Source organism: Bacillus glycinifermentans (genome assembly GCF_001042475.2).
Lineage (GTDB): Bacteria > Bacillota > Bacilli > Bacillales > Bacillaceae > Bacillus > Bacillus glycinifermentans.
This window is the reverse complement of the sequence record NZ_LECW02000012.1, coordinates 110,435-134,665: the sequence shown is the minus strand read 5'-3', so window position 1 is coordinate 134,665 and position 24,231 is coordinate 110,435. Positions and strand designations below refer to the sequence as shown.

At 44.6% G+C, this 24,231-nt stretch carries 31 protein-coding genes and 1 pseudogene; 24 read left to right on the top strand and 8 right to left on the bottom strand.

Annotated elements, in window-relative coordinates; all coding sequences use genetic code 11:
* Positions 1 to 153 precede the first annotated feature (153 nt).
* Positions 154 to 1,185: a tyrosine-type recombinase/integrase gene (locus tag AB447_RS08735; protein ID WP_048353179.1), complete on the top strand. Its 1,032-nt coding sequence runs from the start codon at positions 154 to 156 to the stop codon at positions 1,183 to 1,185.
* 159 nt (positions 1,186 to 1,344) lie between these two features.
* Positions 1,345 to 2,079 (top strand): helix-turn-helix domain-containing protein, encoded by a 735-nt coding sequence (locus AB447_RS08730; protein ID WP_048353178.1) that lies wholly within the window; start codon positions 1,345 to 1,347, stop codon positions 2,077 to 2,079.
* Between the two features lie 1,303 nt (positions 2,080 to 3,382).
* Here the strand turns inward: AB447_RS08730 and AB447_RS08725 are convergent.
* Together AB447_RS08725 and AB447_RS08720 are read right to left on the bottom strand one after the other, a co-directional pair.
* Positions 3,383 to 3,694 carry a hypothetical protein gene (locus AB447_RS08725; RefSeq protein ID WP_048353177.1) on the bottom strand — a complete coding sequence of 104 codons (312 nt, stop codon included), beginning with the start codon at positions 3,692 to 3,694 and terminating at the stop codon, positions 3,383 to 3,385.
* An 11-nt stretch (positions 3,695 to 3,705) separates the two neighbouring features.
* Positions 3,706 to 5,133 carry a lipase gene (locus AB447_RS08720; protein ID WP_057957524.1) on the bottom strand — a complete coding sequence of 476 codons (1,428 nt, stop codon included), beginning with the start codon at positions 5,131 to 5,133 and terminating at the stop codon, positions 3,706 to 3,708.
* A gap of 50 nt (positions 5,134 to 5,183) precedes the next feature.
* Here AB447_RS08720 and AB447_RS08715 point away from each other — a divergent pair, with 50 nt between their 5' ends.
* The gene (locus AB447_RS08715; RefSeq protein ID WP_048353176.1) at positions 5,184 to 5,525 is read left to right on the top strand and encodes a DUF1433 domain-containing protein; all 342 of its coding nucleotides are present in this window, start codon (positions 5,184 to 5,186) and stop codon (positions 5,523 to 5,525) included.
* A gap of 202 nt (positions 5,526 to 5,727) precedes the next feature.
* Here AB447_RS08715 and AB447_RS08710 read toward each other — a convergent pair whose 3' ends face one another.
* Positions 5,728 to 5,958 carry a helix-turn-helix domain-containing protein gene (locus AB447_RS08710; protein ID WP_048353175.1) on the bottom strand — a complete coding sequence of 77 codons (231 nt, stop codon included), beginning with the start codon at positions 5,956 to 5,958 and terminating at the stop codon, positions 5,728 to 5,730.
* 107 nt (positions 5,959 to 6,065) lie between these two features.
* On the opposite strand from AB447_RS08710, the gene AB447_RS08705 reads away from it, so the two are divergent.
* The 15 genes and pseudogenes from AB447_RS08705 to AB447_RS25115 form a co-directional block, all read left to right on the top strand.
* Positions 6,066 to 6,266 carry a hypothetical protein gene (locus tag AB447_RS08705; protein ID WP_048353174.1) on the top strand — a complete coding sequence of 67 codons (201 nt, stop codon included), beginning with the start codon at positions 6,066 to 6,068 and terminating at the stop codon, positions 6,264 to 6,266.
* Positions 6,263 to 6,589 (top strand): hypothetical protein, encoded by a 327-nt coding sequence (locus AB447_RS08700; RefSeq protein ID WP_048353173.1) that lies wholly within the window; start codon positions 6,263 to 6,265, stop codon positions 6,587 to 6,589. The genes AB447_RS08705 and AB447_RS08700 overlap by 4 nt, the downstream gene beginning before the upstream one ends.
* Positions 6,590 to 6,603: 14 nt before the next feature.
* Entirely contained in the window at positions 6,604 to 7,146 is a 543-nt protein-coding gene (locus AB447_RS08695; protein WP_048353172.1) for a hypothetical protein, read from the top strand.
* 1,143 nt (positions 7,147 to 8,289) lie between these two features.
* Entirely contained in the window at positions 8,290 to 8,529 is a 240-nt protein-coding gene (locus AB447_RS08685) for a helix-turn-helix transcriptional regulator (RefSeq protein WP_241494761.1), read from the top strand.
* Positions 8,510 to 9,436 carry a hypothetical protein gene (locus tag AB447_RS08680; protein ID WP_057957523.1) on the top strand — a complete coding sequence of 309 codons (927 nt, stop codon included), beginning with the start codon at positions 8,510 to 8,512 and terminating at the stop codon, positions 9,434 to 9,436. Before AB447_RS08685 ends, AB447_RS08680 begins: the two co-directional genes overlap by 20 nt.
* A 72-nt stretch (positions 9,437 to 9,508) precedes the next feature.
* Positions 9,509 to 9,727, top strand: a complete 219-nt coding sequence (locus tag AB447_RS08675) for a hypothetical protein (RefSeq protein ID WP_048353169.1) — start codon at positions 9,509 to 9,511, stop codon at positions 9,725 to 9,727.
* A 130-nt stretch (positions 9,728 to 9,857) separates the two neighbouring features.
* Positions 9,858 to 10,052, top strand: a complete 195-nt coding sequence (locus AB447_RS08670; protein ID WP_048353168.1) for a hypothetical protein — start codon at positions 9,858 to 9,860, stop codon at positions 10,050 to 10,052.
* Positions 10,037 to 10,423, top strand: coding sequence for a hypothetical protein (locus AB447_RS08665; RefSeq protein WP_048353167.1), 387 nt, complete (start codon positions 10,037 to 10,039; stop codon positions 10,421 to 10,423). The genes AB447_RS08670 and AB447_RS08665 overlap by 16 nt, the downstream gene beginning before the upstream one ends.
* On the top strand, positions 10,420 to 10,770 hold the full coding sequence (locus AB447_RS08660; protein ID WP_048353166.1) for a hypothetical protein: 351 nt from the start codon (positions 10,420 to 10,422) through the stop codon (positions 10,768 to 10,770). The genes AB447_RS08665 and AB447_RS08660 overlap by 4 nt, the downstream gene beginning before the upstream one ends.
* Positions 10,767 to 11,252, top strand: a complete 486-nt coding sequence (locus AB447_RS08655) for a hypothetical protein (protein WP_048353165.1) — start codon at positions 10,767 to 10,769, stop codon at positions 11,250 to 11,252. Before AB447_RS08660 ends, AB447_RS08655 begins: the two co-directional genes overlap by 4 nt.
* Before the next feature lie 12 nt (positions 11,253 to 11,264).
* Positions 11,265 to 11,891: a hypothetical protein gene (locus tag AB447_RS08650; RefSeq protein ID WP_048353164.1), complete on the top strand. Its 627-nt coding sequence runs from the start codon at positions 11,265 to 11,267 to the stop codon at positions 11,889 to 11,891.
* 57 nt (positions 11,892 to 11,948) lie between these two features.
* Positions 11,949 to 12,284, top strand: coding sequence for a hypothetical protein (locus AB447_RS08645; RefSeq protein WP_048353163.1), 336 nt, complete (start codon positions 11,949 to 11,951; stop codon positions 12,282 to 12,284).
* Entirely contained in the window at positions 12,284 to 15,382 is a 3,099-nt protein-coding gene (locus AB447_RS08640; protein WP_048353162.1) for a phage tail tape measure protein, read from the top strand. The genes AB447_RS08645 and AB447_RS08640 overlap by 1 nt, the downstream gene beginning before the upstream one ends.
* Positions 15,383 to 15,508: 126 nt before the next feature.
* Positions 15,509 to 15,964 (top strand): SHOCT domain-containing protein, encoded by a 456-nt coding sequence (locus tag AB447_RS08635; RefSeq protein WP_048353161.1) that lies wholly within the window; start codon positions 15,509 to 15,511, stop codon positions 15,962 to 15,964.
* A gap of 218 nt (positions 15,965 to 16,182) precedes the next feature.
* Positions 16,183 to 16,275: pseudogene (locus AB447_RS25115) on the top strand (iron-sulfur cluster assembly accessory protein); the annotation flags it as partial.
* A gap of 39 nt (positions 16,276 to 16,314) precedes the next feature.
* Here the strand turns inward: AB447_RS25115 and AB447_RS08630 are convergent.
* Positions 16,315 to 16,626 (bottom strand): hypothetical protein, encoded by a 312-nt coding sequence (locus tag AB447_RS08630; protein ID WP_048353160.1) that lies wholly within the window; start codon positions 16,624 to 16,626, stop codon positions 16,315 to 16,317.
* Between the two features lie 11 nt (positions 16,627 to 16,637).
* Complete coding sequence (locus AB447_RS08625; protein ID WP_057957522.1) at positions 16,638 to 18,065, bottom strand: lipase; 1,428 nt, start codon at positions 18,063 to 18,065, stop codon at positions 16,638 to 16,640.
* A gap of 110 nt (positions 18,066 to 18,175) precedes the next feature.
* On the opposite strand from AB447_RS08625, the gene AB447_RS08620 reads away from it, so the two are divergent.
* Positions 18,176 to 18,463, top strand: a complete 288-nt coding sequence (locus AB447_RS08620; protein ID WP_082142495.1) for a DUF1433 domain-containing protein — start codon at positions 18,176 to 18,178, stop codon at positions 18,461 to 18,463.
* A gap of 512 nt (positions 18,464 to 18,975) precedes the next feature.
* On the opposite strand, the gene AB447_RS25110 is transcribed toward AB447_RS08620, so the two are convergent.
* Positions 18,976 to 19,200, bottom strand: coding sequence for a cold-shock protein (locus AB447_RS25110; protein WP_082142492.1), 225 nt, complete (start codon positions 19,198 to 19,200; stop codon positions 18,976 to 18,978).
* A 144-nt stretch (positions 19,201 to 19,344) separates the two neighbouring features.
* Between AB447_RS25110 and AB447_RS08610 the strand changes: the two genes are divergently transcribed.
* Positions 19,345 to 19,551, top strand: a complete 207-nt coding sequence (locus tag AB447_RS08610) for a hypothetical protein (protein WP_046131627.1) — start codon at positions 19,345 to 19,347, stop codon at positions 19,549 to 19,551.
* Between the two features lie 29 nt (positions 19,552 to 19,580).
* Here the strand turns inward: AB447_RS08610 and yumC are convergent, their stop codons facing one another.
* Positions 19,581 to 20,579, bottom strand: coding sequence for a ferredoxin--NADP reductase 2 (gene yumC, locus AB447_RS08605; protein WP_048406722.1), 999 nt, complete (start codon positions 20,577 to 20,579; stop codon positions 19,581 to 19,583).
* 369 nt (positions 20,580 to 20,948) lie between these two features.
* Between yumC and AB447_RS08595 the strand changes: the two genes are divergently transcribed.
* The 4 genes from AB447_RS08595 to AB447_RS08580 all read left to right on the top strand — a co-directional run bounded on the left by AB447_RS08595 (position 20,949) and on the right by AB447_RS08580 (position 23,672).
* Positions 20,949 to 22,166: an NAD(P)/FAD-dependent oxidoreductase gene (locus tag AB447_RS08595; protein WP_172796334.1), complete on the top strand. Its 1,218-nt coding sequence runs from the start codon at positions 20,949 to 20,951 to the stop codon at positions 22,164 to 22,166.
* A 179-nt stretch (positions 22,167 to 22,345) separates the two neighbouring features.
* Positions 22,346 to 22,474, top strand: a complete 129-nt coding sequence (locus AB447_RS26215) for a YuiA family protein (protein WP_048406725.1) — start codon at positions 22,346 to 22,348, stop codon at positions 22,472 to 22,474.
* A gap of 73 nt (positions 22,475 to 22,547) precedes the next feature.
* Positions 22,548 to 22,868 carry a YuiB family protein gene (locus tag AB447_RS08585; protein WP_048406726.1) on the top strand — a complete coding sequence of 107 codons (321 nt, stop codon included), beginning with the start codon at positions 22,548 to 22,550 and terminating at the stop codon, positions 22,866 to 22,868.
* A gap of 141 nt (positions 22,869 to 23,009) precedes the next feature.
* Positions 23,010 to 23,672, top strand: coding sequence for a 3D domain-containing protein (locus tag AB447_RS08580; RefSeq protein ID WP_048406750.1), 663 nt, complete (start codon positions 23,010 to 23,012; stop codon positions 23,670 to 23,672).
* 38 nt (positions 23,673 to 23,710) lie between these two features.
* On the opposite strand, the gene AB447_RS08575 is transcribed toward AB447_RS08580, so the two are convergent.
* Positions 23,711 to 24,187, bottom strand: a complete 477-nt coding sequence (locus AB447_RS08575; RefSeq protein ID WP_048406727.1) for a divergent PAP2 family protein — start codon at positions 24,185 to 24,187, stop codon at positions 23,711 to 23,713.
* Positions 24,188 to 24,231 lie beyond the last annotated feature (44 nt).

The window sequence follows — 24,231 nt, the reverse complement described above, 5'->3', positions numbered from 1 at the left end:
TGACACATAGGATTGTTAATTGCGCCGGAAAATCCGCGATTAACCGTCATTGTTCGAAATAAAAACGACCCTAATTTTAGGTCGTTGTGGTTGTTAATAACGCCTTTCTTAGCGATGTATCTTAATACATTCGTTAGGGGAGGCGTTTTTATTGTGGCGTTAAAAAAGAAGCGCAAAAGGGCGACAAGGGTTTCGGGATCTGAAAAGGGGTATCCCCGTTTGCTACTTAACGAAGCCCTAGAGATCGCATTAGCCGGGAAAAGAACGGAAGGGTTGCGCGACAGGACACTTATTGATTACAGAAAGACATGGCGGTATTTTACCGATTGGCTAAACGACAACTATGAAATTACATACATTGACGAGATAACGACGGAAATATTACGGAACTATATAAATTACATGAAATACGATAAGCCGCGTTATCATGGACACAAATTTATAAAATCGGACGATAATCGCTTAGGACTAGCCGACACGACGATTAATATTAATTTGCGAACTATAAAAGCGTTGTTTAATTACCTGGATCGCGAAGAGTTGATCGAGGTAAATCCGACCGAACGCGTTAAATTGATTCGGCAGGACATAGACCTTAAGAACTGTTTTACGGACGACGAGATCAAGGCGATATTACGGCAACCGAATTTAAGGGATTATGTAGGATTCCGTGATTATTGCGCTATGAGCTGCCTATTAGACTCCGGACTTCGCATCGAGGAATTGTTGAGTCTTCGCGAAAGGGATATCGACTTCAGAAGCCGGTTCATTACAGTTAATGCCGACGTAAGCAAAAACAGAAAACACCGCCTAGTGCCTATATCCGCACATTGCGTAAAACTGTTGTTGCAACTTATTAGCGAAAATAAATTACACTTTACGACGGACCGCATTTTCTTGTCGAGTTACGGTGAACCTCTAGGCGCGAATCACTTTAATAAACGTTTAAAGTACTATGCAGAAAAAGCAGGAGTTAAAGATAAGAAGGTTACTGCGCACGTATACCGTCATACATGGGCCAAAACAATGATTTTAAATGGCTGTGATCCATTCACCTTACAGAAAATCGGGGGATGGGCCGATATAAGAACAATGCGCCGTTATATACAGATGGATACCAAGGAAATGCGAAGAAGTCACGACGATTTTTCGCCGTTGACATCGATAAAAAAGAAAAGAACCTAAAACAAAAAAAAAAGACGACCATCCGTCGGAAATAAATCCGATAGATAGAACGTCCTAACCCTACGTCTATCATATCGGAAAAAAGCGTTCAAGTCAACGCTTATTTGAGTGTGCCTAATTTTCCGATAGGTCGGTACGTCTCCAAGGGGAGAAAACCGAATGTATACGAAAGAATCCGCTAAAATGGCGTCATTCTGTTCTGTGGACGAGCTTAACGACGCCATCCGCACGCATATCTACCGCAATAAATCAGCCCTAACGCCTGCCGCTATCGAGGTTCTCAAGGTGTTGTCGCGCCATGCCTGCAAAACGCCGGGCGTCGCGTATTTGAAGCTGCAATCGATCGCGGACCTGATCGGCCGACACCGCACCACAGTCATCCGGGCAATTAAGCGACTAGTAGCTTGCGGCATCATTCGCAAGGAAACGAAATTCAGGCCGGTTTCCGGCGGCAACGGCGCCAATATGTACGTGATTTTACCGGCTGACAACGACGATGCTACTCCGCAAATGCAACCCCGTTCAACATCGGACAAGCCAACGGAGACAACGGCCGCCGTGCCGAAAAGCGCAAGCGAAACTGTTATTCCTAAAAGCGTAAATAAATTACTACGTAATACGTATAGTGCGTTCAAAGCTGCGGCCGAATCGTTTGTAAGCGATCGGAAGCTGACAAACAAACTATACGGCATCTACCTCGCACATACGTCGTATTTAAAGGGCGCCTATGATTCCGAGACGCTAGAAGAAATCGGCCGGGAAGCTGTACGTTATACGTTCGTTGCGACAAAGCGCAAGCACATTCGGAATCTTGCCGGCTATTATAACGGTGTGCTGGACCGGATGTTAGACCGGTTATATGAAACGCGTTTTGATGAGTTGACGCGTTCCTAACCGGTAAACAGAAGGACAGGACGTCGTTTCGGTTCGGTTGACTCTGCGGATGGGCGTGCGATTTCATACGTTAGTGAGACGGGGAGGTCTTCGAGTAAGATCTGTTCGTCGCAATTTGCGACAATCAATTCATAGCGTTGTATTAATCGATTGGCTTGTTCCTTACTCATGCCTATGTGCTGAAGCCACTTATCAAACATACCATTATACTGGTTTGTTCCCGAGAGCCTATCTCTCGCTTCCGGCAAGCCGCATGGACGGTAAAAGCCCGTGAAAATCGTGTGAAAAACGTTGGGCTATTGGCGGAGTTCGAAACGTTCCTTGAGTCAAAAGTGTGTTTGATTGTCGCACCGTGCGACGATTAAATCCTTTTTATACGGAGATCAGGTCGGCTAGGCCTGTGAGATCCAGTACTGGCGGAATTGGGTGACGGAATAGATTTGCTCATCGCAATTTGCGAAGACCAAACGCATCAGTGCGTACGATTTTTATTTTACGAAAGCTCATAACAAAATGTGATGACCGATTTGCCCATAATCACAAGCTGAAACCTCACCGCGTGCGACCCCTCAAACACTTTACGATTCTTGACGTTTTGACCGCGTTGTAACATCGAAAGGGCCGCGGACAATATAATAGAAGAAAAGCGGAATAATTACGATTTATTATGTCTCGAAATGTTACGCATGTAAAGTTCGGTAGTCTTTGCGCCAATACTTCACCCAGTTAAATATATGCAATAATTTACCGGACTAAAGCGATTGTGAAACGGCTAGAACCCGCACCAGTATTGCGATGTATAAAATCGTGCATAGTCGAGAAAATTACGAAGTTCACAAACGCAGTAATTACGCGGTTTATAGGATATGTCTACTTCCTATAGTGGGAATTATGTAAACTAGAAACGAATATAAGATACATCGATATACAGAAATCGGAGTAAATATCGTAATAGTGGACGGGGTGTGTAGAAGGAGAAAAGCGGCTCCGGACTTCCGATCATTTCTTGCAAAATTTTAAAGTCGGAGGATAAAAAGAGGGGGCGGGATCTCAAAAACTGAGCCGGCGCTCCAGGCGGTTTTTAGATCCGCGTTTCAAAAAATCACTTTGGCTTTTGATGTAACGGGATAAAATTCGGAGGGTCATGACGGTTTAGGACGTCAAAATCAACGTTCGAATATGAATATAGCTTTCCCTTCGATTCTGCATTTGAAAAGCCCGTTAAATCAGCGTTTCTAAGCGTCTAAATCGTCACGGAGATCCATGTTGTTGTGCAAAAAGAAAGACGCCTATTTTGGCGCCTCTATCTCGTCTTAAATCCGTTCACAAAGCTCTCTCCGTCCTTTTCTGTCGCGATAAGCTGCTGGGCGCTTTGGCTGATGCGCTGTGCGAGCGCCTGCTGCGCTTTTCCTTGGAAGCTGTAGAGAAGCGAGGAATAGACGGTGTTCATTTCCTTTTGAATGTTGTCTACCTTAAATTTCGGTCTGAGGGTATTTCGAACAGATTCAAGCTTGGTTCCGGCCACGCCTCTCATACCCGTTTTTAGTAAAGCAAGCTGCCTGCGCTTTTCCATTGGGTCGTTTTGTTTTTTGATCAGTTTATCTAACGTATCCATTTATTACACTCCTAAAGCTTTAGCCATCTTGCCAGCATTTTGTCTTTTGATTTAAAATCTTTTGCGATTTGCGCAAGATAGCCGCTGATTTCTTCTAAATCTGAAATCGTGTCTTGTAATGATGAGATATAGGCCGCTTCGGCATCGACATCGTAAAACAGCGGATTCCCTTTTTTATCGAACGACTGCGCCAAATCATTCAGCGTATTGTTTACATCATCGAGCGTAAGCTGATCGTATAAGCCGTGGCCGACTTGGCGATAGGTATCGTATTTCAGATCGTTTATCGCGGCATCATGTTCCTGATAGGCGTTCTCCGCCTCTCGTTTCATCGTCCGCAGATCGTTAATGATCGCATTTACTTTTTCCGCAAGCTGTTTAGCGGCTTCGGGGGTGACTTTAATCGCTCCGCTTCCGGAAACGACTTCAGCCGGAAGCATCGCTTTTAAGTTTTTGTCATAGACGAGCTTATTGCCGTCTATATTCTTAATATTACCGTTTTCATCGAAGGCGAAGTTATCGTTGCCGACCCAGTGTGTATCAGGATTATGCAAGAGAAAAGTTTTGATAAAGTATCCAGCATTTTTGCCAACTTGCTGAACCCAGTTCCCATCCATTCTCTCCTCTCGATTGGCTCGTGCTACAGAAGGATCTTTCGTGTAGATCGTTGTTCCATTGTGGCGTTCGAATTCATCCCACCAACCGGCACCGACCATGTCTTCCGGATTAACAAACGATTTTATATACAGATCATATTTACCGTTGTTGATTTCCTTTTGCTTTTCTTCTGAATGCAGTTTTACAATCGATGGGCTGTTAAATGAAACAGCGTAAATATCATTGTTGACCGCGCTGTATTCTGCCTCTGCGCCACCAAGCGAGTGTCCGGTCGTTGAAACAATCGTCGACGTTCCTTTATACTTTTGTTTGACTTCTCGTACAAGTTTATCAGCCTGGTCGATTTGAGACGTTTTGGTAATCAGTTTATAGTCTCCGGATTCAAGCATTGCGGTTTGTTCCATCGATCCAGTATATCTCCCTAGCGTCTTGGAAGTATCTTTCACGTCTTTTTTAACGACGTAGTATGTTTTCTCTTTCGGATTGTTTCCTAAAACAATGTTATTGACGTCTGCTTGTTCTCCGTCACCTAACGGATCTTTTCCTAAATCTGTTCCCGCAAAAGCTACGACGACGTTTTTCGGGTTATCTGATTTGACCCACTTGCCGTTTTTCTTTTCGGCTTGTAACAGAACAACGGAATCAAGTCCGGTATCCTCATCGTTTTGAACGCGCTCAACGTACCAACCAATCTTGTTTTCTGTTACAATTGGCGTGTTACTTTTTAATTTTTCTTTAAGTTGATCATACTTATACGCATTTCTGCTTAATGAATAATATGTGCTATCCGACAAATTTGGAATTTTTATGTTTTCACTCATACAAAACCTCGCAAATTTAGTGTAAAATGGTCTTGAAAGGATGAATTGTTTTGAAAAAATACCTTATTATTCTAGCTTTAGTAATTATAGCAGTCGGAGGTTTTATTGTGAAGAACAACGCACAACATAATGAAGAAATTGAAGAGTTTAAAACTGCGAAAATACATATGGAAAAATTCTTGAAGGCAAATTATGAAGGGATAGACAGTGTTCAGTTCGAGGATAGATATGAAATAGATCCAATGGGCGGTGTGCAAGTGTTTGGGTATTATAATCAGGACAAAACCAACAAATTTGATGGTATATACGACCCGACAAATAATAAGATAATGAGCCATAGTGTTGATGCAGTTATGAAAAAAGAGTGCAGAGACAAAGATTGCGAATACTAAAAATAGACGCCAACTAAGGCGTCTTTATTTATTCATAATGAATGCAATAGCTTCCGCAATAGTTGACCACTTTTCAAGGCCGCTAGCTATGTATGTACCTTTTCCGACAATCGATGCATGAACCTCATAGTTAAAATTAACTTTGAATACTCGGACATTTTACTTTCTTTCTTTAAAAAGAATCCACTCTTGTTTTTCCTCTTTAAACATCATTCTCTTCTTCTGCCTCAACTAAACTTATAATTTCATTGATATCTTCAATGTTAAAAGTGTTAGCAATTCGCTCAATATGCCCAAAATTAATATTTTGCCTTTTCCCATTAATCAGTTCACTAAGTGCTGCGTGCCTGATTCCGCATTTGTCAGCAAGGCTTCTAAGTGAGAGGTTTTCTTTTTCCAAGATATATCCGATATTCACACTGACTTTTTTCATTTTCATCCTCCAAGTGAATTTTTTCTTGACTTTACGTAATAGCGTACCATATAATCCTAACTATAGTGGTACTCAAAAGCGTAACAAAATTTCAAGGGGGAATACAAATGCAAATTCGTTATGTTCGAACCGTTGTGGGATGGTTCAATGTGTACATTTCAGGCTCAGACGATCAATTCGTCAATTTAAACCCGGAGGAATTTTTTGCACTCTTACCCCAAGTATCTCGGCGAGCATTTGCAGGCTGTGCCGAGATCGGCGTTACGGCAGCGCGAGAGCTGTTCGGTAAGGAGGTGCGGCCGGCATGAGGGGTAAATTTCAACCGCAGGCAGTAAAGCTGCACTATCACGGCCTAACATTCGACACAAAACAAGAAATACATGAAATCTTTGACGCCTGGTTAATTGGGACCGATATTATTGGAATGTACTCGGATGACAACGAGCTTACCTTTTACGAGACTGATCGGTTAGAGAAGAAGGACGACGGCTACCATTTGTACGAGGACGATCACCCGCGGTTTTTCATGTTAGGGACGTCGAAGGGTGGCGCGTACCTTAACCAGATCGACTTTCCTAAACTCGCAAATATGTCTTTTACGGATTTCATTCGGATTGGTTTTTCACTATAAAGGGAGGGTTCTCTATGAAACAATTTCAAGTCTCTAAAGCGGCAGTTAAAAAAGCAACGGTCCGCCTCGGCCTTTCAAAAGCGCAGGCACAAAACGTATTACCGAAGTATGCTCAAGGCGCTTCGTTCGTCTGGACACTCGACTCTACAAGCGGCAGCCAGTCCGTTTATGATAATCCTCGCGAACATGTACGCCTGGTCATTGCGGAAAATGGCACGATTTTAGACGTTTTCCCGGCAGATTACGCGCTCCGGTGGCCGCACGCTTTGTCTGATGACGTCCTGCAATCGTTGAAAGAGACGACACGTAACGCCTTAATTGCGGAAAGAGACGCAGTTCATCGCAAATGGTGCGAGGTTGAGGTGGATTTCCATGCAAACAGTTATGAGATCGCTAAGGTGCGGCTTGCCTTGATAGACGCGGCGGACCATGAACAGGCGGAATTAAGCAGGAAATTGGCGCAACTCTGCACCGAAAACAAACGGCTGCACATTGAACGGTCCGAACTGAGGAAGGAAAGAACCGAGATAGAACGCGCACTTGTACCGTACATCTAAACCGGTATGTGCCAATCTGAAAGTGTATTCGTAGTTAATAATGAGGGGGTAATTGCCGATGTTTAGAGTAGGTGAAAAAGTGTGTTATTGGGGAACGCAATCTAACGGACTGACCTGGCTTTCATCAATGGCGATAGTTGGCCGGATTAAAGGACGAAACGGCAACGACTATATTATAGAGGGGCAATCTGGGACTACGCATGTAGTTCCGGGGAGTCTCATCGATGGTATGACGCTGAGAAGTAAGACCTAGCGTCCAACTTCGCCACTTAAACCGTGGCTCCGTTGTCCGCAGATATTCATTTATTTTCTATCGCGATTAATATCTTTTAAAAATAATGGCGCGTCCGAATGAGCGTTAGCGAATGAGGGCGCTAGGTTTTGAGTCCCTATCTGTATCCTCTTGTTGCGTTTTGTTTTCGATAAGTAATATGACTGATATACATATCCTAGATCAAACAAAAATGGCTGCGTCCGTTGGTGCTCTAAGGGTTATGAGTGATTTGATGCGCACCGAAAAAGCAGGGTAAATAGCCAAAAAAGCACTGAAAAAGCAGGGTATTTATTTTGTTGTAAAATCTGCTCTTAGTTGGCTATACATTATGAAAAGAAAATTTACTTAGACCATGTAAAAAATGTCCGTAGTTATCTATGTATTGTGAGGACCTGTAACATAGGGGCTTCCGCTTTTTCCTGTGCAGTTGTCTATACGTATTGAGAGAGGGAATATGACGTATAACCATATAAAATACATCAACTTTTATATCCGTAGTTATCTATGCGTAATAGAAGGGTGTTGGGACTTCCGCTTTTGCCTTCGAATGCTGTCTTACGTAGTAGAAGGTTACAAAACATGCTCATATGCTGTCTTACGTTATAGAAGGATTGAGCATTGTGTCAACTTTTCTCCACTCAGCTGTCTATACGTTATGAAAACAATAAAATACAGAAACTTAACGAAGTATAGTGACTTTTAACACCTTAGTTATCTATGTATTGTGAGGACCTGTAACATAGGGGCTTCCGCTTTTTCCTGTGCAGTTATCTATGTATTATGAGAAGGATTCTGCACCACTCAATTTGGGTGGGGTGCATTTTTTATTTGCCGAATATGTGTCCAAATGAAAACAAATAGAAGGGAAGATGAAAATGACTCCAAATACTATACGGATGATTCGTCTCGCTTATGGGATGACGCAAAACGAATTTGCTGACCGCTTGGGCTGTTCGCGCCAATTGATTACTATGATCGAGAGGGAAGAAAGAAGTGTCACTGATAGGACTATTAAAAAAATGAGTGAAGCGTTTTCGTTAGACGATCAAAAGATGGAAACCATTCAACTATTAAGGGGGATGTTCGTAGATGGGAAGTCTGCTGGATGAACAAAGAGCATGGAAAGGACTAACACCGAGGTCAAAAAAACGTTTTTTTGACTTGAAAGAGAACGGAAAGCTCGAAGATGGGAGAATTTACGACAGAGAAGGGAACGACGTCTCGGATTACTTTGAGGTGGCCCCTAAAACATCAGGACGCTCGAATGAGGGCTATAGAATTACAAGAAATGCGGGAGGGCATGACGCTGAGAATGGCGGCTTTACGTGGGCTTTTTATAAAACATGCAAATCGTTCCTGGACGATTATACAACTGTCAAAGAGCCGGACCTTGCACGCCTGATGTTCATCGCTACATTTGTCGGTTTTGAAAGTCAGCAACTTTCTCATGACAACGGTCGTAAGATCGATAAGTCCGGCCTCCAAAAGATTCTCGGTTTGAGCGCTAATAATTTTCGAGATTTTTATAAGAGGATGACGGCGGCCGAGATTCTCAAAGAAAACAATGAAGGGGTTATCGAGTTGACTCCTTTTCTATTCCATCGCGGAAAAGTCCGAGGAAAGTCTGCGGAAACTTCCCGAATAAAGATGTACCGAAAGACAATCCGAGAGCTATACGAAAATTATAGCGGCCGGGCGGCAAAAAAGTTATCTATTGTCTATATGGTACTTCCGTTTTTGAATCTGAAAACAAATATTGTATGTTTTAATCCAGATGAGACGGACACGGAACGACTTAACAAAATGCACTTAGATAAACTAGCCGCCTTACTTGATTATAAAGATTCCAATAAATTAAGACAGACCTTAGAGAGTGTTAAGCTGAACGGTAAGCCGGTTTTTTGGTTGCCGCCCGATCCTAACGACAGAAGAAAAAAGATTGTGATTGTTAATCCTAACGTTGTTTTTGGTGGTCCAGCAAAAGAGTTAGACTCCATAAAGGTACTGTTCAAATAAATAACTTTAACAAGACATCCGATGATGCTCGTTACCAGGGCGGAGGATGTCTTTTTATTTGGAGGTTTTATGATGACGAATAATGAACTTTGGAAGGCCGGCAAGGGGTGGCTATTCGGTTACACGGAAGACAAGGAATTGATTCGGCGTGTGAAGCGATATAAAAAGGATTGGGGCATCGTAGCCGACTATTTTAAAAACGATAGGCTCGTAGGCATCCAGTTTAAAATCCCGATTGAACAGCGCCGAGCAGCCGAGAGAATGTTCGATGTTCGCGTATCAAGTTTTTAACGAAATCGAAGGATTTAAGCGGTATTTATTCCGATGTGACTATTCCTATTAAGACTAGATTTCGAGGGCTTGTTTCGTTTCATTTTCAACGAATATCTGTTCATTACACCTACTTCTAGGGGGTATTTGCTTGTATGACGTATTTATCTATGTAAAACCGTCAGAGGCGATCACAGTTAAAGCAGAAACCGGGGAAATCATCCGCCGATCATCCGGCCGCACCCGTGACCTAAACGTCTCGCGGGCGGTGCTAGAATGTCGAGCTTACGAAGAAGAAGCAACGATCGTTTGCGAAAAGGGGGAACCGGCATGTTCTGCGTCTTAAAAATGTTCGATCATTACGGAGATTACGGCACCGCAGAAACGACATATATTCGCGAGCCAAAAAGCGGCGGCTTTACGGACCTATTGCCCGGTGGTGTCGCTTTTATCAAACTTGACCTAGAAAAAGGCACATATAAGGTGACGGACCGTGACGACTCCCTGATCGTGTTTTCGACCGTAAGCCACGACGACGGGTTGACCGATCTCGAATTTCGCCGAGAGCTGTTTAATTCGGCGACAGATTCGGCCTATCATTACGGGGCAAAGGACGCGTTTGTAATAGAGGGGCCGGTAAAAACGCCGGTTGACGAATATGAGGCCGAACTATTGAAAGAAGAAAGAGCGATCAGAAATGAGGGGGATTTCGAATGAGTGAATGGAAAGAAAAAAGGGCAGAGCTGGAACGGCAGCTAATTGATGCAAAACAAACGGTGATCAAATACGAAGGGACACTAAAACCTTCTCGTACAATTACCGAATCCGAGTACCGGGAAGCCAAGCGAGCCGTCATAGACCTGGCTTCACAAATTTCAAACGGCGATTACGAGGCCGGCCGACCTTCAGATCCATACGAAGGGATGACCGCGCAGGAACTCCGAAGTTTGTACGAGGAAAAGAAAGCGAATTACAGGGGATACGCCGGATCAGGTCGTGAGGCGGCGGAATTGATGCGAATCGACACACGTATCCAGGCGTTAGAAAGTAGGGAAGCCGAATGAACTACACGCTTTATTTAACACAGGTCAGCGACGGCCGTGAGACGGTCTTTTCCTATACGCTTCACAACTTCGAAGGCGAGAAGACAGCCGGCACATTTCTCGCATTAGGGAAACGACGTAACGACATGTCTTACTGCGGACATATCGCGCTTCAAAGGGCGCTGAGATCGGTGGCTAAGAACGAGGGTGTAATATCGCTAAAGGTAATCGTCGACCATCCTTTGTTACAGCCGATTGTCTTTGAAACGATGGGAATCGATGAGCCGATACACCCGACATTATGTCAGACGACAAACAGGATGCTGAAACGGTTCGCATCTCACGAGCTGGCCTCTGCGGATTTCAGCGGCGATGACGCGACATGGCAGGAAGTATCAACATTGGACAATGCGTTAGATTCACTCGAACAAAATAAGACGGTCAAAGGGAGATGGCAGATATTTCGCGATCTCTTTTTTAATTCTCAAAAAATCATTCGATAAGGAGACGGTTAGGTGAAATTTTCTAAGCAGCTACAGGAAAAAATAACGGAATTGAAGGCGCTAGAAGAAAAGGCGGCAAGCAGCTCGGAGAAAATTCGCGGGCATAATGCAAAAGTGGCGGATGAATTGACGGAAGCTGAGACCGAGCTAAAGGCAGCTATTGCGGAACTGGCGGACAATCCTTCTGATGCGAACAGGACGAAAGAAAGAGAAGCACGTCGGAGGGTTGCCGAGTTACAGCTAGAGTTAAACGGGGCTAAGGAGCGCGAAAATGTCGTTTTCGGATTGAATAGTGGTAAAACAAGCAGCCTTAAACTTGAAATTTTAGAGATGGCCCGAGATGAAATTCGAGCAAACAGAGACGCTAATGAGGAAAAGGTGCTGAAACGTATTGCAAAGGCGAAGCAAGAATATCTTGAGGCGGCCAAGTCGTACTATGACCTTTTAATTACCGACGGTCAGAAAAAATATTATGACCTTGTACAGGAGATAGATGTACCCGACCACATTGCGCAGCAAAATGAACCGGGCCTATCAGTCCATCATCCGATCTATACTTATCGAGATAACGGGCCAAACAAATATGGAATTTTTGAGGATGAAGTAAAACGAGCATGGGAACGCGGGAGAATCGAATAATGCACGAAGCACCTCTAACCAGGGTGCTTTTTTTATTTAGAAGGGGGAATCGGGTAAATGAATAATCTTCGTCAGGCGAATTTGATTGCACTGAAAGTAACAGAGAAATTCGAACAAGAAATTAAACCGAAATTGGAGAAATTGGGATATGGCCAGGCTTTCCTTAACGAAATGAAACGCGCAAGAAATCTGGCAAATCGGCACGCTCGCAAACTTAAACGAATGACTTTTAAAGAAAACGATCAGGAACCGGTTAATTTGTTGATCGCGTATCTCGAAACAGTTGGCGAAGCCTTCGACCATCTTTACCGCAGAGAAAACGCAGAGGCACAACGGTTAGAGGCAGAGGCCGCACGCATTTACAGCGAGTTCGAGAGAAGGTTTGGTGAATAATGGCGGACCATTCTATTAATGTCCGAATAGGCGCCACAATTACGGATCTGACTCGCTCTTTGTCTGAGGCACAATCGCGGATATCTTCTTTTGGACAAGAAATATCAGGTTTTTCGCGATCAATGGCGCTAGGTTTTGGGGCCGCGGCTACCGGAATGGCTGCCGGCCTTTCCGCAACCGTCGCGAAATCAGCCGAATTTGATACGGCTATGCGAAAAGCTGGAGCGATCGCTGGGGCTACCAGTAGTGAGTTACAGGAGATGCGGGCTTCAGCGTTAGAACTAGGCGCTTCGACTACGCAGACATCGTCCCAGGTCGCGGAAGCTATGACGGAACTTGCTGCAAAAGGCTTCGATGCCAATAAGATCATTGGAGCCATGCCTGGCATTATAGCCGCCGCAGAAGCCAGCGGCGAGGATCTTGCTTTGACGAGTGACACGATTACATCAGCCTTAAATGCTTTTAATCTGAAAGCGACCGAATCCGGAAGAATTGCGGACGTTCTGGCGATGACTGCGAACAAGTCAGCAGCGGGCATGACATCACTACAATACGCTTTCAAATACGCAGCGGGACCGGCGGCGCAGCTCGGTATATCATTAGAGGAACTTTCCGCCGCAACCGGTATCATGGTTGACGCAGGACTCGCAGGCGAGCAGGCGGGAACGACGCTACGATCTGCTTTACTGCGGCTGGTTGATCCGCCAAAGCGGGCGGCTAATACATTGGAGGATCTTGGTGTAACGACAGTCGATCAAAAGGGTAATTTCCGGTCATTAAAAGACATTATCGGCCAGCTACAAAAAGGTATGGCGGGCATGACAGACGCTCAGAAATCAGCGGCTCTCGCAAGCATATTCGGTACTGAAGCAGTTACCGGAATGATGGCGGTTGTTTCGAAGGGGCCTGACGCGTTGGGCGAGTTTACGAAAGAGCTAGAAAACTCCAGCGGTGCAGCAGCGAAAACCGCGAAACAAATGAAAGAAGGAATCGGCGGTTCTCTTGAGCATTTGAGCGGTGCGTTCGAATCTTTCGCAACAACAATAGGGGATCAGCTTGCGCCTTACGTTTCGGCTGCGGCTGACAAGATCGCTGATTTAACTGAGCGCTTCAATAAACTGAGTGATGGTACGAAGAAATTCATCGCTGTGACTGCGGCCGTTGTTACCGGATTAGTAGCCTTTATAGCGATTTCCGCAGCGTCAGTAACGGCAGTCGCTTCTTTCTCGTCCAGTCTCGGTGTACTCGCCACCGTACTCAACACAACTCGAAAAGCACTCTTGTTAACGATGTTTCAGTTCACGCTGGGAATAGGCGCCGTTATCGCATTAGCGGCAGCATTCGCCTACGTCAATAAGAATAGCGACATGATCCGCGAAAAACTTCAGGATTTAGGAAACAAACTAGGGCAGAAGGTAACTCCGGTAGTAAAAAACCTGACCGCCCTATTCAAAGGACTAGCGGAAACGTTGACCGGAGACTTTACGCAAGGATCGATCGCGCTGCACAACCTCCTGCCGCCTTCTGTTGCGAATGTTGTCGTCAAAGGAGTCGCAATCATCCGAGGTGCATTCGAGGATCTGAAGAAGACGATCACCGACGCATTTAACGGGGATTTTTCAGGATTAGCGGAATTCATTCCGAATATCATCGGAATCATTATCGGCGGTATTCCGGGATTGATGGTCGCAGGATCGAAATACCTACCGGCCATCGCGAAGGGCATCGAGCAGAATATGCCGGCCATTCTCGAAACAGCGACTAAAGCCGTTGATTCTTTCGTCAACATGATCGTAAAGAATCTCCCTATTCTCCTACAAGCGGGTATTCAGATTATCCAAGGTTTGCTAGACGGATTTACTCAATCACTACCTAGTATTCTAGCGGCCGTAACGCAGCTTATCGATTCGCTTGTCCAGACGATCGTCACTTTATTACCCGCGTTGATCGGTGCCGGCATTTTGATCTTGACTTCGCTAATCGAAGGAATAGTCGAGGCGCTGCCGCAAATCATCCAGGCGGCGACAACAATGCTGACGACGCTGATTAATACGATCGTAACGCTTATGCCGATGATTATCCAGGCCGGAATACAAATTTTAAATGCGTTAATTTCTGGGATTATCCAGGTTCTTCCACAACTGATCGAAGCGGCGTTACAGTTAATTCTCGCACTTGCAAACGCGATCCTTGAAAATTTACCAACGATCATTAACGCAGGGATTCAAATTTTAACTAGTTTGATTGACGGCATCATTCAAATTCTTCCGCAGCTCATCGAAATGGCGATTTATCTAGTCGTTACTGTAGCGCAAGCGTTAATCGAAAATCTACCGAAAATCATCGATGCCGGAATTCAGTTATTGCTTGCTCTTATTGACGGGATTCTCCAAAACCTACCGCAATTAATTGAGGCAGCGATAGAGCTCATCTTTGCTATTGCGCAGGCCTTGATAGAACATCTTCCTGAAATACTGGATGCCGGGATGCAGATCCTCATGGCGGTAGTTGATGGGATCATGCAAATGCTGCCGGAATTATTTTCAGTGGGTATGGAAATTGTCGGTGAAATTGCCGGCGCAATTATAGATAACAGCGGCCAAATTTTTGATGTAGGCGCTGATATAGTCAACGGTTTATGGGAAGGTATAGATTCGATGAAAGGGTGGCTTAATACCCAAATCGGCGGATTCGTAGACAGCGTTACGGGCTCCTTTAAATCCTTCTTCGGAATTCACTCGCCGTCACGTCTATTCCGTGATGAAATCGGTAAATTCCTTCCGATGGGGCTTGCGTTAGGTATCCAACGGAATATCGGCGTTGTCAAAGCGGCTGCAAACGAAATGGCAAATGCTGCGCTGATCAATCCGCAATCTTACGCAGTTAATCCGAGCATGGCGCTTGCCGGCGGAACTCTCGGAACGGTTAAATACGCGGTTGAGTCCGGAAACGGAGTAGATCCGAAACAACAGCAGCCGATTGTTATCGAATCTGTATTCGTGGTTGATAGCGAAGAACTTGGCCGTATGACAGAGAGCGCAGTCAGCGCCGAACAAGGCAAGAAAATAACGATTACAAACTATATGCGAGGTGAATGAGGTTGAGTACGAGGGAGGGCGGCGGCATGCCGCCTTTTGCCTTCGTTTTAAAAAATCCGGAAACCCCTTGCGCAGTAGTACGTATAACCGATATAAAGGATATAGGAACTTTTAGGGGGCGATAAAATGGAGGAAGGGAAAACTTTTGAATCTAACACGGGATCGATCACGGTTTCGCGGTCAAAGGTAATCATTAAACACAAACGCGGAACATACCACGGGGGCAAAGAAAAAGAAATCCAAATAAAATCGATCTCCGCTGTCGAAATGAAAAAGCCTGGTAAAATACTCGCCGGCTATATTTCGTTTATATTCAGCGGCAGCAAGGAAGCGTCAGGAAAATGGGTAATTGACGCGGCCAAGAACGAAAATACGCTGATGATAGGGAAAAAACAATATCCGGATTTCTTAAAATGCAAAGAGTTGATCGATCAATACATAGAGGAAGCGCAGTCCTCTTCGTCTGCGGCCGTGTCGAGCGATGCCGACGAGCTTATGAAATGGGTCGCGCTAAAAGAATCGGGAGCCATAACGGAAGAGGAATACGAGAAGAAAAAACGGGAAATACTCGAAGCGAAATAACATACCGCCCTGTCCATAATCGGATGGGGCGCTTTTTTTCGTTAAATTACGCATAGCAACGCTTGCCAGACCGGGGAAGTTTGGGTATCATGTTGTTAACGAGATCCGTCGCTACGAAAGAGCGGCATTAACAACCATTTCGAACAATAACAATCGTATAAATCGTTTATAAACGTTGATATGGCGGGGTTTTCATCTATCGGAAACTGATCGAATGATTTACGATCGACAACCCGAACGCCATCGCATCGTGCGGCTGCGGCTCTTCATTCCGGACGGCGGCGAACGCCGGGAAGCCGGAAGAGTGCTGACAGTGTATTAATGTTTTTAAGACGCCGATTTGGCGTCTTTTATCTTGGCTTAAACCCATTCACAAAGCTTTCTCCGTCCTGCTCCGTATGAATAAGCTTCTGAGCGCTTTGGCTGATCCGCTGTGCGAGCGCCTGCTGCGCTTTTCCTTGGAAGCTGTAGAGAAGCGAGGAATAGACGGTGTTCATTTCCTTTTGAATGTCGTCCACCTTAAATTTCGGTCTGAGGGTATTTTGAACAGATTCAAGCTTGGTTCCGGCCACACCCCTCATACCCGTTTTCAGCATAGCAAGCTGCCTGCGCTTTTCCATTGGGTCGTTCTGCTTTTTGATTATTTGATCTAACGTATCCATTTACTCATCTCCTATAACTTTAACCAGTTTGCGAGCATCTTGTCTTTTGATTTAAAATCTTTTGCGATTTGCGCCAGATAACCGCTGATCTCCTCTAAATCTGAAATCGTATCCTGCAATGACGCGATATAGGCCGCTTCGGCATCGACATCGTAAAACAGCGGATTCCCTTTTTTATCAAACGACTGCGCCAAATCATTCAGCGTATTGTTTACATCACCGAGCGTAAGCTGATCGTATAAGCCGTGACCGACCTGGCGATAGGTATCGTATTTCAGATCGCTTATCGCAGCGTCATGTTCCTGGTAGGCGTTTTCCGCTTCTCTTTTCATCGTACGCAGGTCGTTTATAATCGCATTTACTTTTTCCGCAAGCTGCTTAGCGACTTCGGGGGTGACTTTAATCGCGCCGCTCCCGGAAACGACTTCAGCCGGAAGCATTGCTTTTAAATTTTTATCGTAGACGAGTTCATCGCCTTCAACATTTTGAACGTTGCCGTCTTCGTCGAATACAAAGTTTCCTTTATTGAGGCCATGAGTATCCGGGTTTTGGAAGATCAGCGTATTCGCGAAATACATGAGGTTTCTTCCGACCTGTTGGAGCTTATTGCCGTCAAGCCTTTTCTCGCGATTAGACGTTGCGATGGAAGGGTCTTTTGTGTAGATGGTTGTCCCGTTGTGGCGATCAAATTCGTCCCACCAGCCGGAACCAACCATGTCGTCCGGATTGATGATCGATTTTACATAAGAGTTATATTCCCCGTTATTGATTTGCCTCTGTTTTTCTTCTGTATGAAGCTTTACGATAGACGGACTGTTGAATGCTACTGCATAAACATTATTGTTGACTGCGCTGTATTCTGCCTCAGCACCTCCGAGCGAGTGTCCTGTCGTTGAAACGATCGTCGAAGTGCCTTTATACTTTTGTTTAATTTCTCTAACCAATTGATCGGCTTGATCGATTTGAGTTGTCTTTGTAATCACTTTATAGTTTCCAGACTCCATCATCTGGAGCTGCTCCATTGATCGAGTATATACCCCAAGCGTTTTTGACGTATCTTTTGCGTCTTTTTCGACAATATATTCTGTCTGCTGTTTAGGGTCTAATCCAATAGTGACATTTTCAATATCTGCTTTTGCACCGTCTGCTTCCGGATCTTTTAAGAGATCAGTGCCTGCGAAAGCTACGACGACATTTTTCGGGTGATCCGATTTTATCCACTTGCCGTTTTTATTTTCGGCTTGTTCTAATACAACTGCATCGAGCCCTGTATCGTCATCCGACTTTATTTGGTTAACGTACCATCTAGAAGAAGAATTTAATTTTAGTGGTTTCTGTGTTTCTAAGTGATTCTTAAGGGTTTCGTAATCATAAGATAATTGACTTATGTAAAAATATTCTCGATCACTGACTTTTGGCACGTCAATGTTTTTAGACATGTACAACACCTCAGAGTTGATGTAACATTAATTTAAGAAAGGATGAGTTTATGAAAAAATACATAATTATCCTAATCTCTGTAGTAATTATAGCATTAGGGGGTATTTACATGAAGTACCAAGATGATAAAAAAGAAGCAGAACAAGAACTTTTTAACCGAGCGAAAGATAAAATGGAAAGCTATATAAAAGCCAATTACAACGATATAGAGCAGATTACATACTATAATGATTATAAAATAAATCCTATGGGCGGCATTTCCGTGGAAGGATACTTGAATGGTAATAAGGAAAAAGAGTTCTATGGACTTTATGACAAAACTAATGATGAGATAGGAGTATCGTCAGTCGATGCGGAAGAAAAGCCTGAATGTCAGGAGAAAGAATGTGAGTACTAAAAAGTAAAGACGCCTTTGTCGGCGTCTTTATTCTTTATTTATAATGCCTTTTATAGCGTCAGATACCTGTAGACCATTTATCTAAGCTGCGATCTGTGTATGCTCCTTTACATCAAATGAAATTCTGGTTCATAGGGTAGATCTCTCTGCAAACACTATAAAAGTTAACTTCCTTTCTTTATGAAGGAGTCTATCCTTGGTTTCAAGCGAGGATATTTTGAGTTTTTGCTCGAATGGGGAAAAGCTCTTTTTTACGAAACAAATAGGTTGGGAAAAAAGATTGAGACTATTATAAGAGCACTCACGTACGGACGCGTCTCTGTATTATGGACAGCGGCGAACACCGGAAGAGGCCGGTAATAAACTAACGAAAAATGCACCTTTCTTCCATCGCGAAGAAAGGCGTATTTTTTTCTGCTCACATGGCGACCCTTACATATGCATGCGAAAGCTCCGGTCCGCTCAAAATGCACGCAAAACCCTTCTGCAGAGAGCGGGCCGGAAAGGGTGTTTTATTTTCGGTTGAAGAGGCGGTGAAGGTTGCTTGTATTGTTGGTGATCGACGTCAAGAAGCGGGTTCCGCTTACCATTTCCTGATTGCAAAGAGGACATAAAGGACGCTCGCTGCTTGTAAAGTTTTTCCTCATCCATCCGTTGCAGTCTTCTGCCGTACACTCCCACGTATTGACATCTTCTTTCGGCAAAGGTTCTTGATTACGATTGTTGTAGTAAGACATAACGTCACTTCCTCACAAGGGTTTTTATGGAGCATGTAAGAATATTTTGTGAATCCTAAGACATTCTATTCGTTCATTTGTTATTCTATACTGGACAAGTTTCCTTTTGGAACTTAAGCCCGACATTTGAAAAGGAGTGCAACCATGGAAGAAAAGATCAAGTGCAGACATTGCGATCAGCTGATCCCGTACAGTTCAAAAGTATGCGAAGCGTGCGGCGGCAAGGATCCTCTGCCAAAAGCTGATAAAATCAAAGACCGCATCATCCTAGGTACTGCAGGCATTGTTGGCGTGCTGACGGTTGTCCTGATTTTAGGGACGATCTTTTCGTATATAAGACTGTTGAAATAAAAAGGAGCCGGTGGTCAGGCTCCTTTTTATTATTTATTTTCAAACATACTTGTCGAATGAAGCGGCTGAACGCGCGCTTTCGGGTCCATATAAGCTTTTGCATTGTTGACGGCTGTCGGTGCTTCACCGAATCCGCTGGCAATCAGCTTGACCTTCCCATCGTATGTGCAGATGTCGCCGGCGGCATAGAAGCCGGGGATGTTCGTTTCCATCGTGGATTTGACTTTGATGGAGTTTTTCTCGATTTCAAGCCCCCAGTTTTTGATCGGGCCGAGGGATGAGACAAATCCGAAGTTGACAATGACATCATCCACGTCAAGGATTTCCTTTCTTTCCCCTTTGACTTCCTCAATGACGATCTGTTCAATGTTTGTTTCGCCGATCAACTCGGTCGGAACAAACGGGGTCAGCACGTTGACTTTTGAGTTGTGCAGATTTTCTACGCTGTGCTCATGAGCGCGGAATTTGTCGCGGCGGTGAATGATGGACACTTCTTTCGCGATCGGTTCAAGCATGAGCGCCCAGTCCACGGCAGAGTCTCCGCCTCCCAATACGGCGACGCGCTTGCCGGCGAATTTGTTCAAATCATCGATAAAGTAGTGCAGGTTCGCACCTTCAAAACGTTCCGCTGATTCGAGTTCAAGCTTTCTCGGCTTGAATGCGCCGTTTCCGGCAGTAATGATCACCGTTTTTGAATAATGGATTTCTTCGTTTGTAACGAGCTTAAAGATTCCGTCTGCCTGTTTTTCGACGCTTTCAACTGCTTGCTCGAGACAAACGGTTTGGTCGAATTTAGCCATCTGCTCCTTTAAATTGTCGACGAGTTCCTGTGCGCGGATTTTAGGGAAGCCGGCTACATCATATATATATTTTTCCGGATATAAAGCGGACAGCTGGCCGCCGAGCTGCGGCAGGCTTTCGATAATTTTGACGCTCGCTTGCCGCATTCCGCCGTAAAACGCGGTGAACAAGCCGACAGGGCCGCCTCCGATGATTGTAATATCATATACTTTTGAGTCTTCACGCATGAAAATGATGCCCCCTAAATGAAAAATGTTCTTAATTATATCATATCACATAAAATAAATACGAGCGTGCGGGATTTTTCCGAGGATCTTTGTAAGAAAATCTTACCGAGTTTGATCAACCCGAACGTTTTATCAAGCATATCGAACCTTGAAAAAACAAATATGAATCGTTATGATGTAGTTGTGAATAAATTGTTACATCTTTATGAAACTTTTACGTCGATTAGATGGACAGCATTCAGCTTTTTGGTGTTCTTAAAGTGAAGGATTTCACAAACTTTTTTTGATAAAAAGCCGGCATCTTGTTGAAAATAACCCAAAGGCTATTTTTATCCGGCTTGCCAGTAAAATATAGAAAAGGTGGATGTGATTCCGTTGAATAAGCCAAAAGTAGTAGTGTTAGGTGCAGGTTATGGAGGATTAATGACTGTCACAAGACTCGTCAGGAAAATCGGCGTTAACGAAGCAGAAATCACGCTTGTCAATAAGCACAACTATCATTATGAAACAACATGGATGCACGAGGCGAGCGCAGGGACGCTTCATCATGACAGATGCCGCTATCCGATCAAAGACGTCATCAACCAATCGCGTGTCCGCTTTGTAAAGGATACGGTAACGAAAATTAATAAAGAAGAAAACAAGGTCGTCCTCGAAACCGGAGAGCTGTCATACGACTACCTGGTCGTTGCGCTGGGGGCTATCCCTGAGACGTTTGGAATTTCCGGTTTGCGGGAGCATGCTTTCCCGATTGCGAATATCAACACGTCCCGCCAGCTTCGCGAGCATATTGAATATCAGTTTGCAACATATAACACAGAAGCAGAAAAACGTCCTGAGCGCCTGACGATCGTCGTCGGAGGGGCGGGCTTTACCGGGATTGAATTTTTGGGCGAGCTGGCCAACCGCATCCCCGAACTGTGCAGGGAATACGATATTGACCGCCAGAAGGTCAACTTGATCTGCGTGGAAGCGGCGCCGTCCGTTCTCCCGGGGTTTGATCCGGAACTTGTCGATTACGCGGTGAACTATCTTGAAGGAAAAGGAGTCGAATTCAAGATCGGCACTGCTGTAAAAGAATGCACGCCTGACGGCATCATCGTCGGCAAGGACGACAAGACTGAGGAAATAAAAGCCGGAACGGTCGTATGGGCGGCAGGTGTCCGCGGAAATCCGGTCATTGAAGAATCAGGATTCGAAAACATGCGCGGCCGCGTCAAGGTGAAGCCTGATCTCAGGGTCGAAGGCCATGACAATATTTTCGTCATCGGCGACTGCTCCCTTGTCATCAATGAGGAAAATGACCGCCCATTTCCGCCGACTGCCCAGATTTCAATGCAGCAGGGCGAAACGTGTGCTAAAAACATCGCTGCATTGATACACGGCAAAGAGACAGAGGCGTTTCGGTTTGATAATAAAGGTTCTGTCGCTTCCCTCGGCGAGCACGATGCAATCGGTGTCGCTTTCGGCAAAAAAATGACGGGAACGAAGGCTTCAATGATGAAAAAAATCATCGACAACCGCTCGCTTTTCCTGATCGGCGGACCGGGGCTCGTGCTGAAAAAAGGGAAATTTAAGTTTTTCTAATGAAGAAACAGCCTGCAGCTTCTTTCTGCAGGCTGATTAAAACTATAAAAACAAAAGAAAAAGAAAGAATACTTAATCTTTAAGCGCTTACATCGAATAATCTGTTATATTTTCTCACTTTATCATTGACAGCGTTCATGGTATTATTATCTGAAAATTGAGAAAAAGGTGTGTTTATCATGAAGACTTCTTCGGCTCAGCATTCTGACTCATCGTGTACATTTTGTTCAGGCAAAGGGTATTTTCAGCTTTTGCTCGGCGGATCAGAAACGTGCAGCAACTGCCAAGGCACAGGAAAAGTCCGCTGATTCGTCCTTCCAATGATTGACTCATCTTCCTGCTCCAATGTAAACTAAAAGTGGTTACATGGGGGTGGAAAGCTTGATTAGTTTACCGGTTGTCATCATTTCGATTGTCTTGTTTTTCGTGCTGTTTTTCGGCATCGGTTTTTTGTTGAACATGCTGCTTAGAATGTCTTGGATTATGGCTGTTATATACCCGATTGTATGCCTTTTCATCGTTAATCAGGAAAAGCTGATCCGCTATGTAGAGGCTCCCGGAGATGCGTTTTCCGGACTGTTTAACCGTGTGGCTTCTTTGGCGGCGGCGGATATCATGATTTTGGCAAGCGGGATGGCCGGAGCCCTTCTCTCTGGAGTCACGATCAAAGCGCTGCGAAAAAGAGGATATCAAATGTTTTAAGCCTTCTATTGCACTCGTGGAAGGCTTTTTTTTATTGGTAATTTTCATACTTTTCTTGAAATTCTCTCGCCGTTTGAATACTTTTCTTTCCTGTTGGAAACAACTAGATGGTGAGAGGAGTGGAAAGAATTGAAAAAAGCGATGACTCTATTCAGGCGCTTCTTCATGTCAGTTTTGTTTGCCCTGGCTTTCATGACGACTTTCATTGCGGTCTCAGGAGTGGAAGCGCAGGATTTATCGAACTGGGCAAAGGAACGGGATTTACCCTTAAAACAATTATATCTGACGTTTAAATCACTTCCGAAAGAAAAAGCGGACAAGACGTCATTATCAGCCGCAAAACAAATTAAAAACAAACCGAAAAAGCTTGAGGATGCTTTTGACTGGAGCAAATATCCGAAACAAAAAGTGGTCGCGACGGGTTACACGGCCGGAGTCGAATCTACGGGCAAACAGCCCCATCATCCCGAATACGGGGTTACATATTCCGGCGTAAAGGTCAAAAGGGATTTGTATTCGACGGTTGCGGCAGATCCGTCTGTTTTTCCGATCGGGACGATTTTGTTTATTCCGGACTACGGTTACGGCGTAGTGGCGGACACGGGATCGGCTATTAAAGGAAACCGCCTTGACCTGTATTATGAAACGGTAGATGACGTCTACAATGAATGGGGGAAGAAAACCCTTGATGTGTATGTCATCAAGAAAGGAAACGGCTCCGTGACCGAAGAGGATCTGTCAAAGCTGAACGAAAACAAATCGATGCAGGTATTCAGGCAGAAATACAAGATGGCAAAAGAATAAACGTTTAAGCTCCTGATGAGCTTAAACGTTTTTTTATGTTACATAAATAAATAGTCAAGGAGCAGCGTCAGGGCGATTCCCGTCAGCCCTCCGAAAAAGACTTCAATCGGCTGGTGCCCAAGCAGCTCTTTTAATTTTTTTTGCTTTTCTTCCTGGTGGGATTTCGGGAAATCCTTCGCTTCATTGACGAAGCGGTTAAAGTCGCTGACAAGCCGGTTGAGAACGGTGGCCTGTTCCCCGGCATGCCTTCTGACTCCGGTTGCGTCAAACATGGTAATGACGGCAAAGATCGAAGAGACGGCAAACAAAGACGAATCCATCCCGTGCTCAAGCGCGATTCCCGTCGAAATCGCCGTGACGGCTGCCGAATGCGAGCTCGGCATGCCTCCCGTGCTTGTTACAAGCCGCCAATCCCACTTTTTGGAGACGATGAAGAAGATGGGCACTTTGATAAACTGGGCGAAAAGAATTGCGGCGAAGCTTGCCAGCAAGGGAAAGTTGTTGAGGATTTCCATTTTACAGAACATCCTTTCTATAAGGAAAATAAAGATGAATTCAG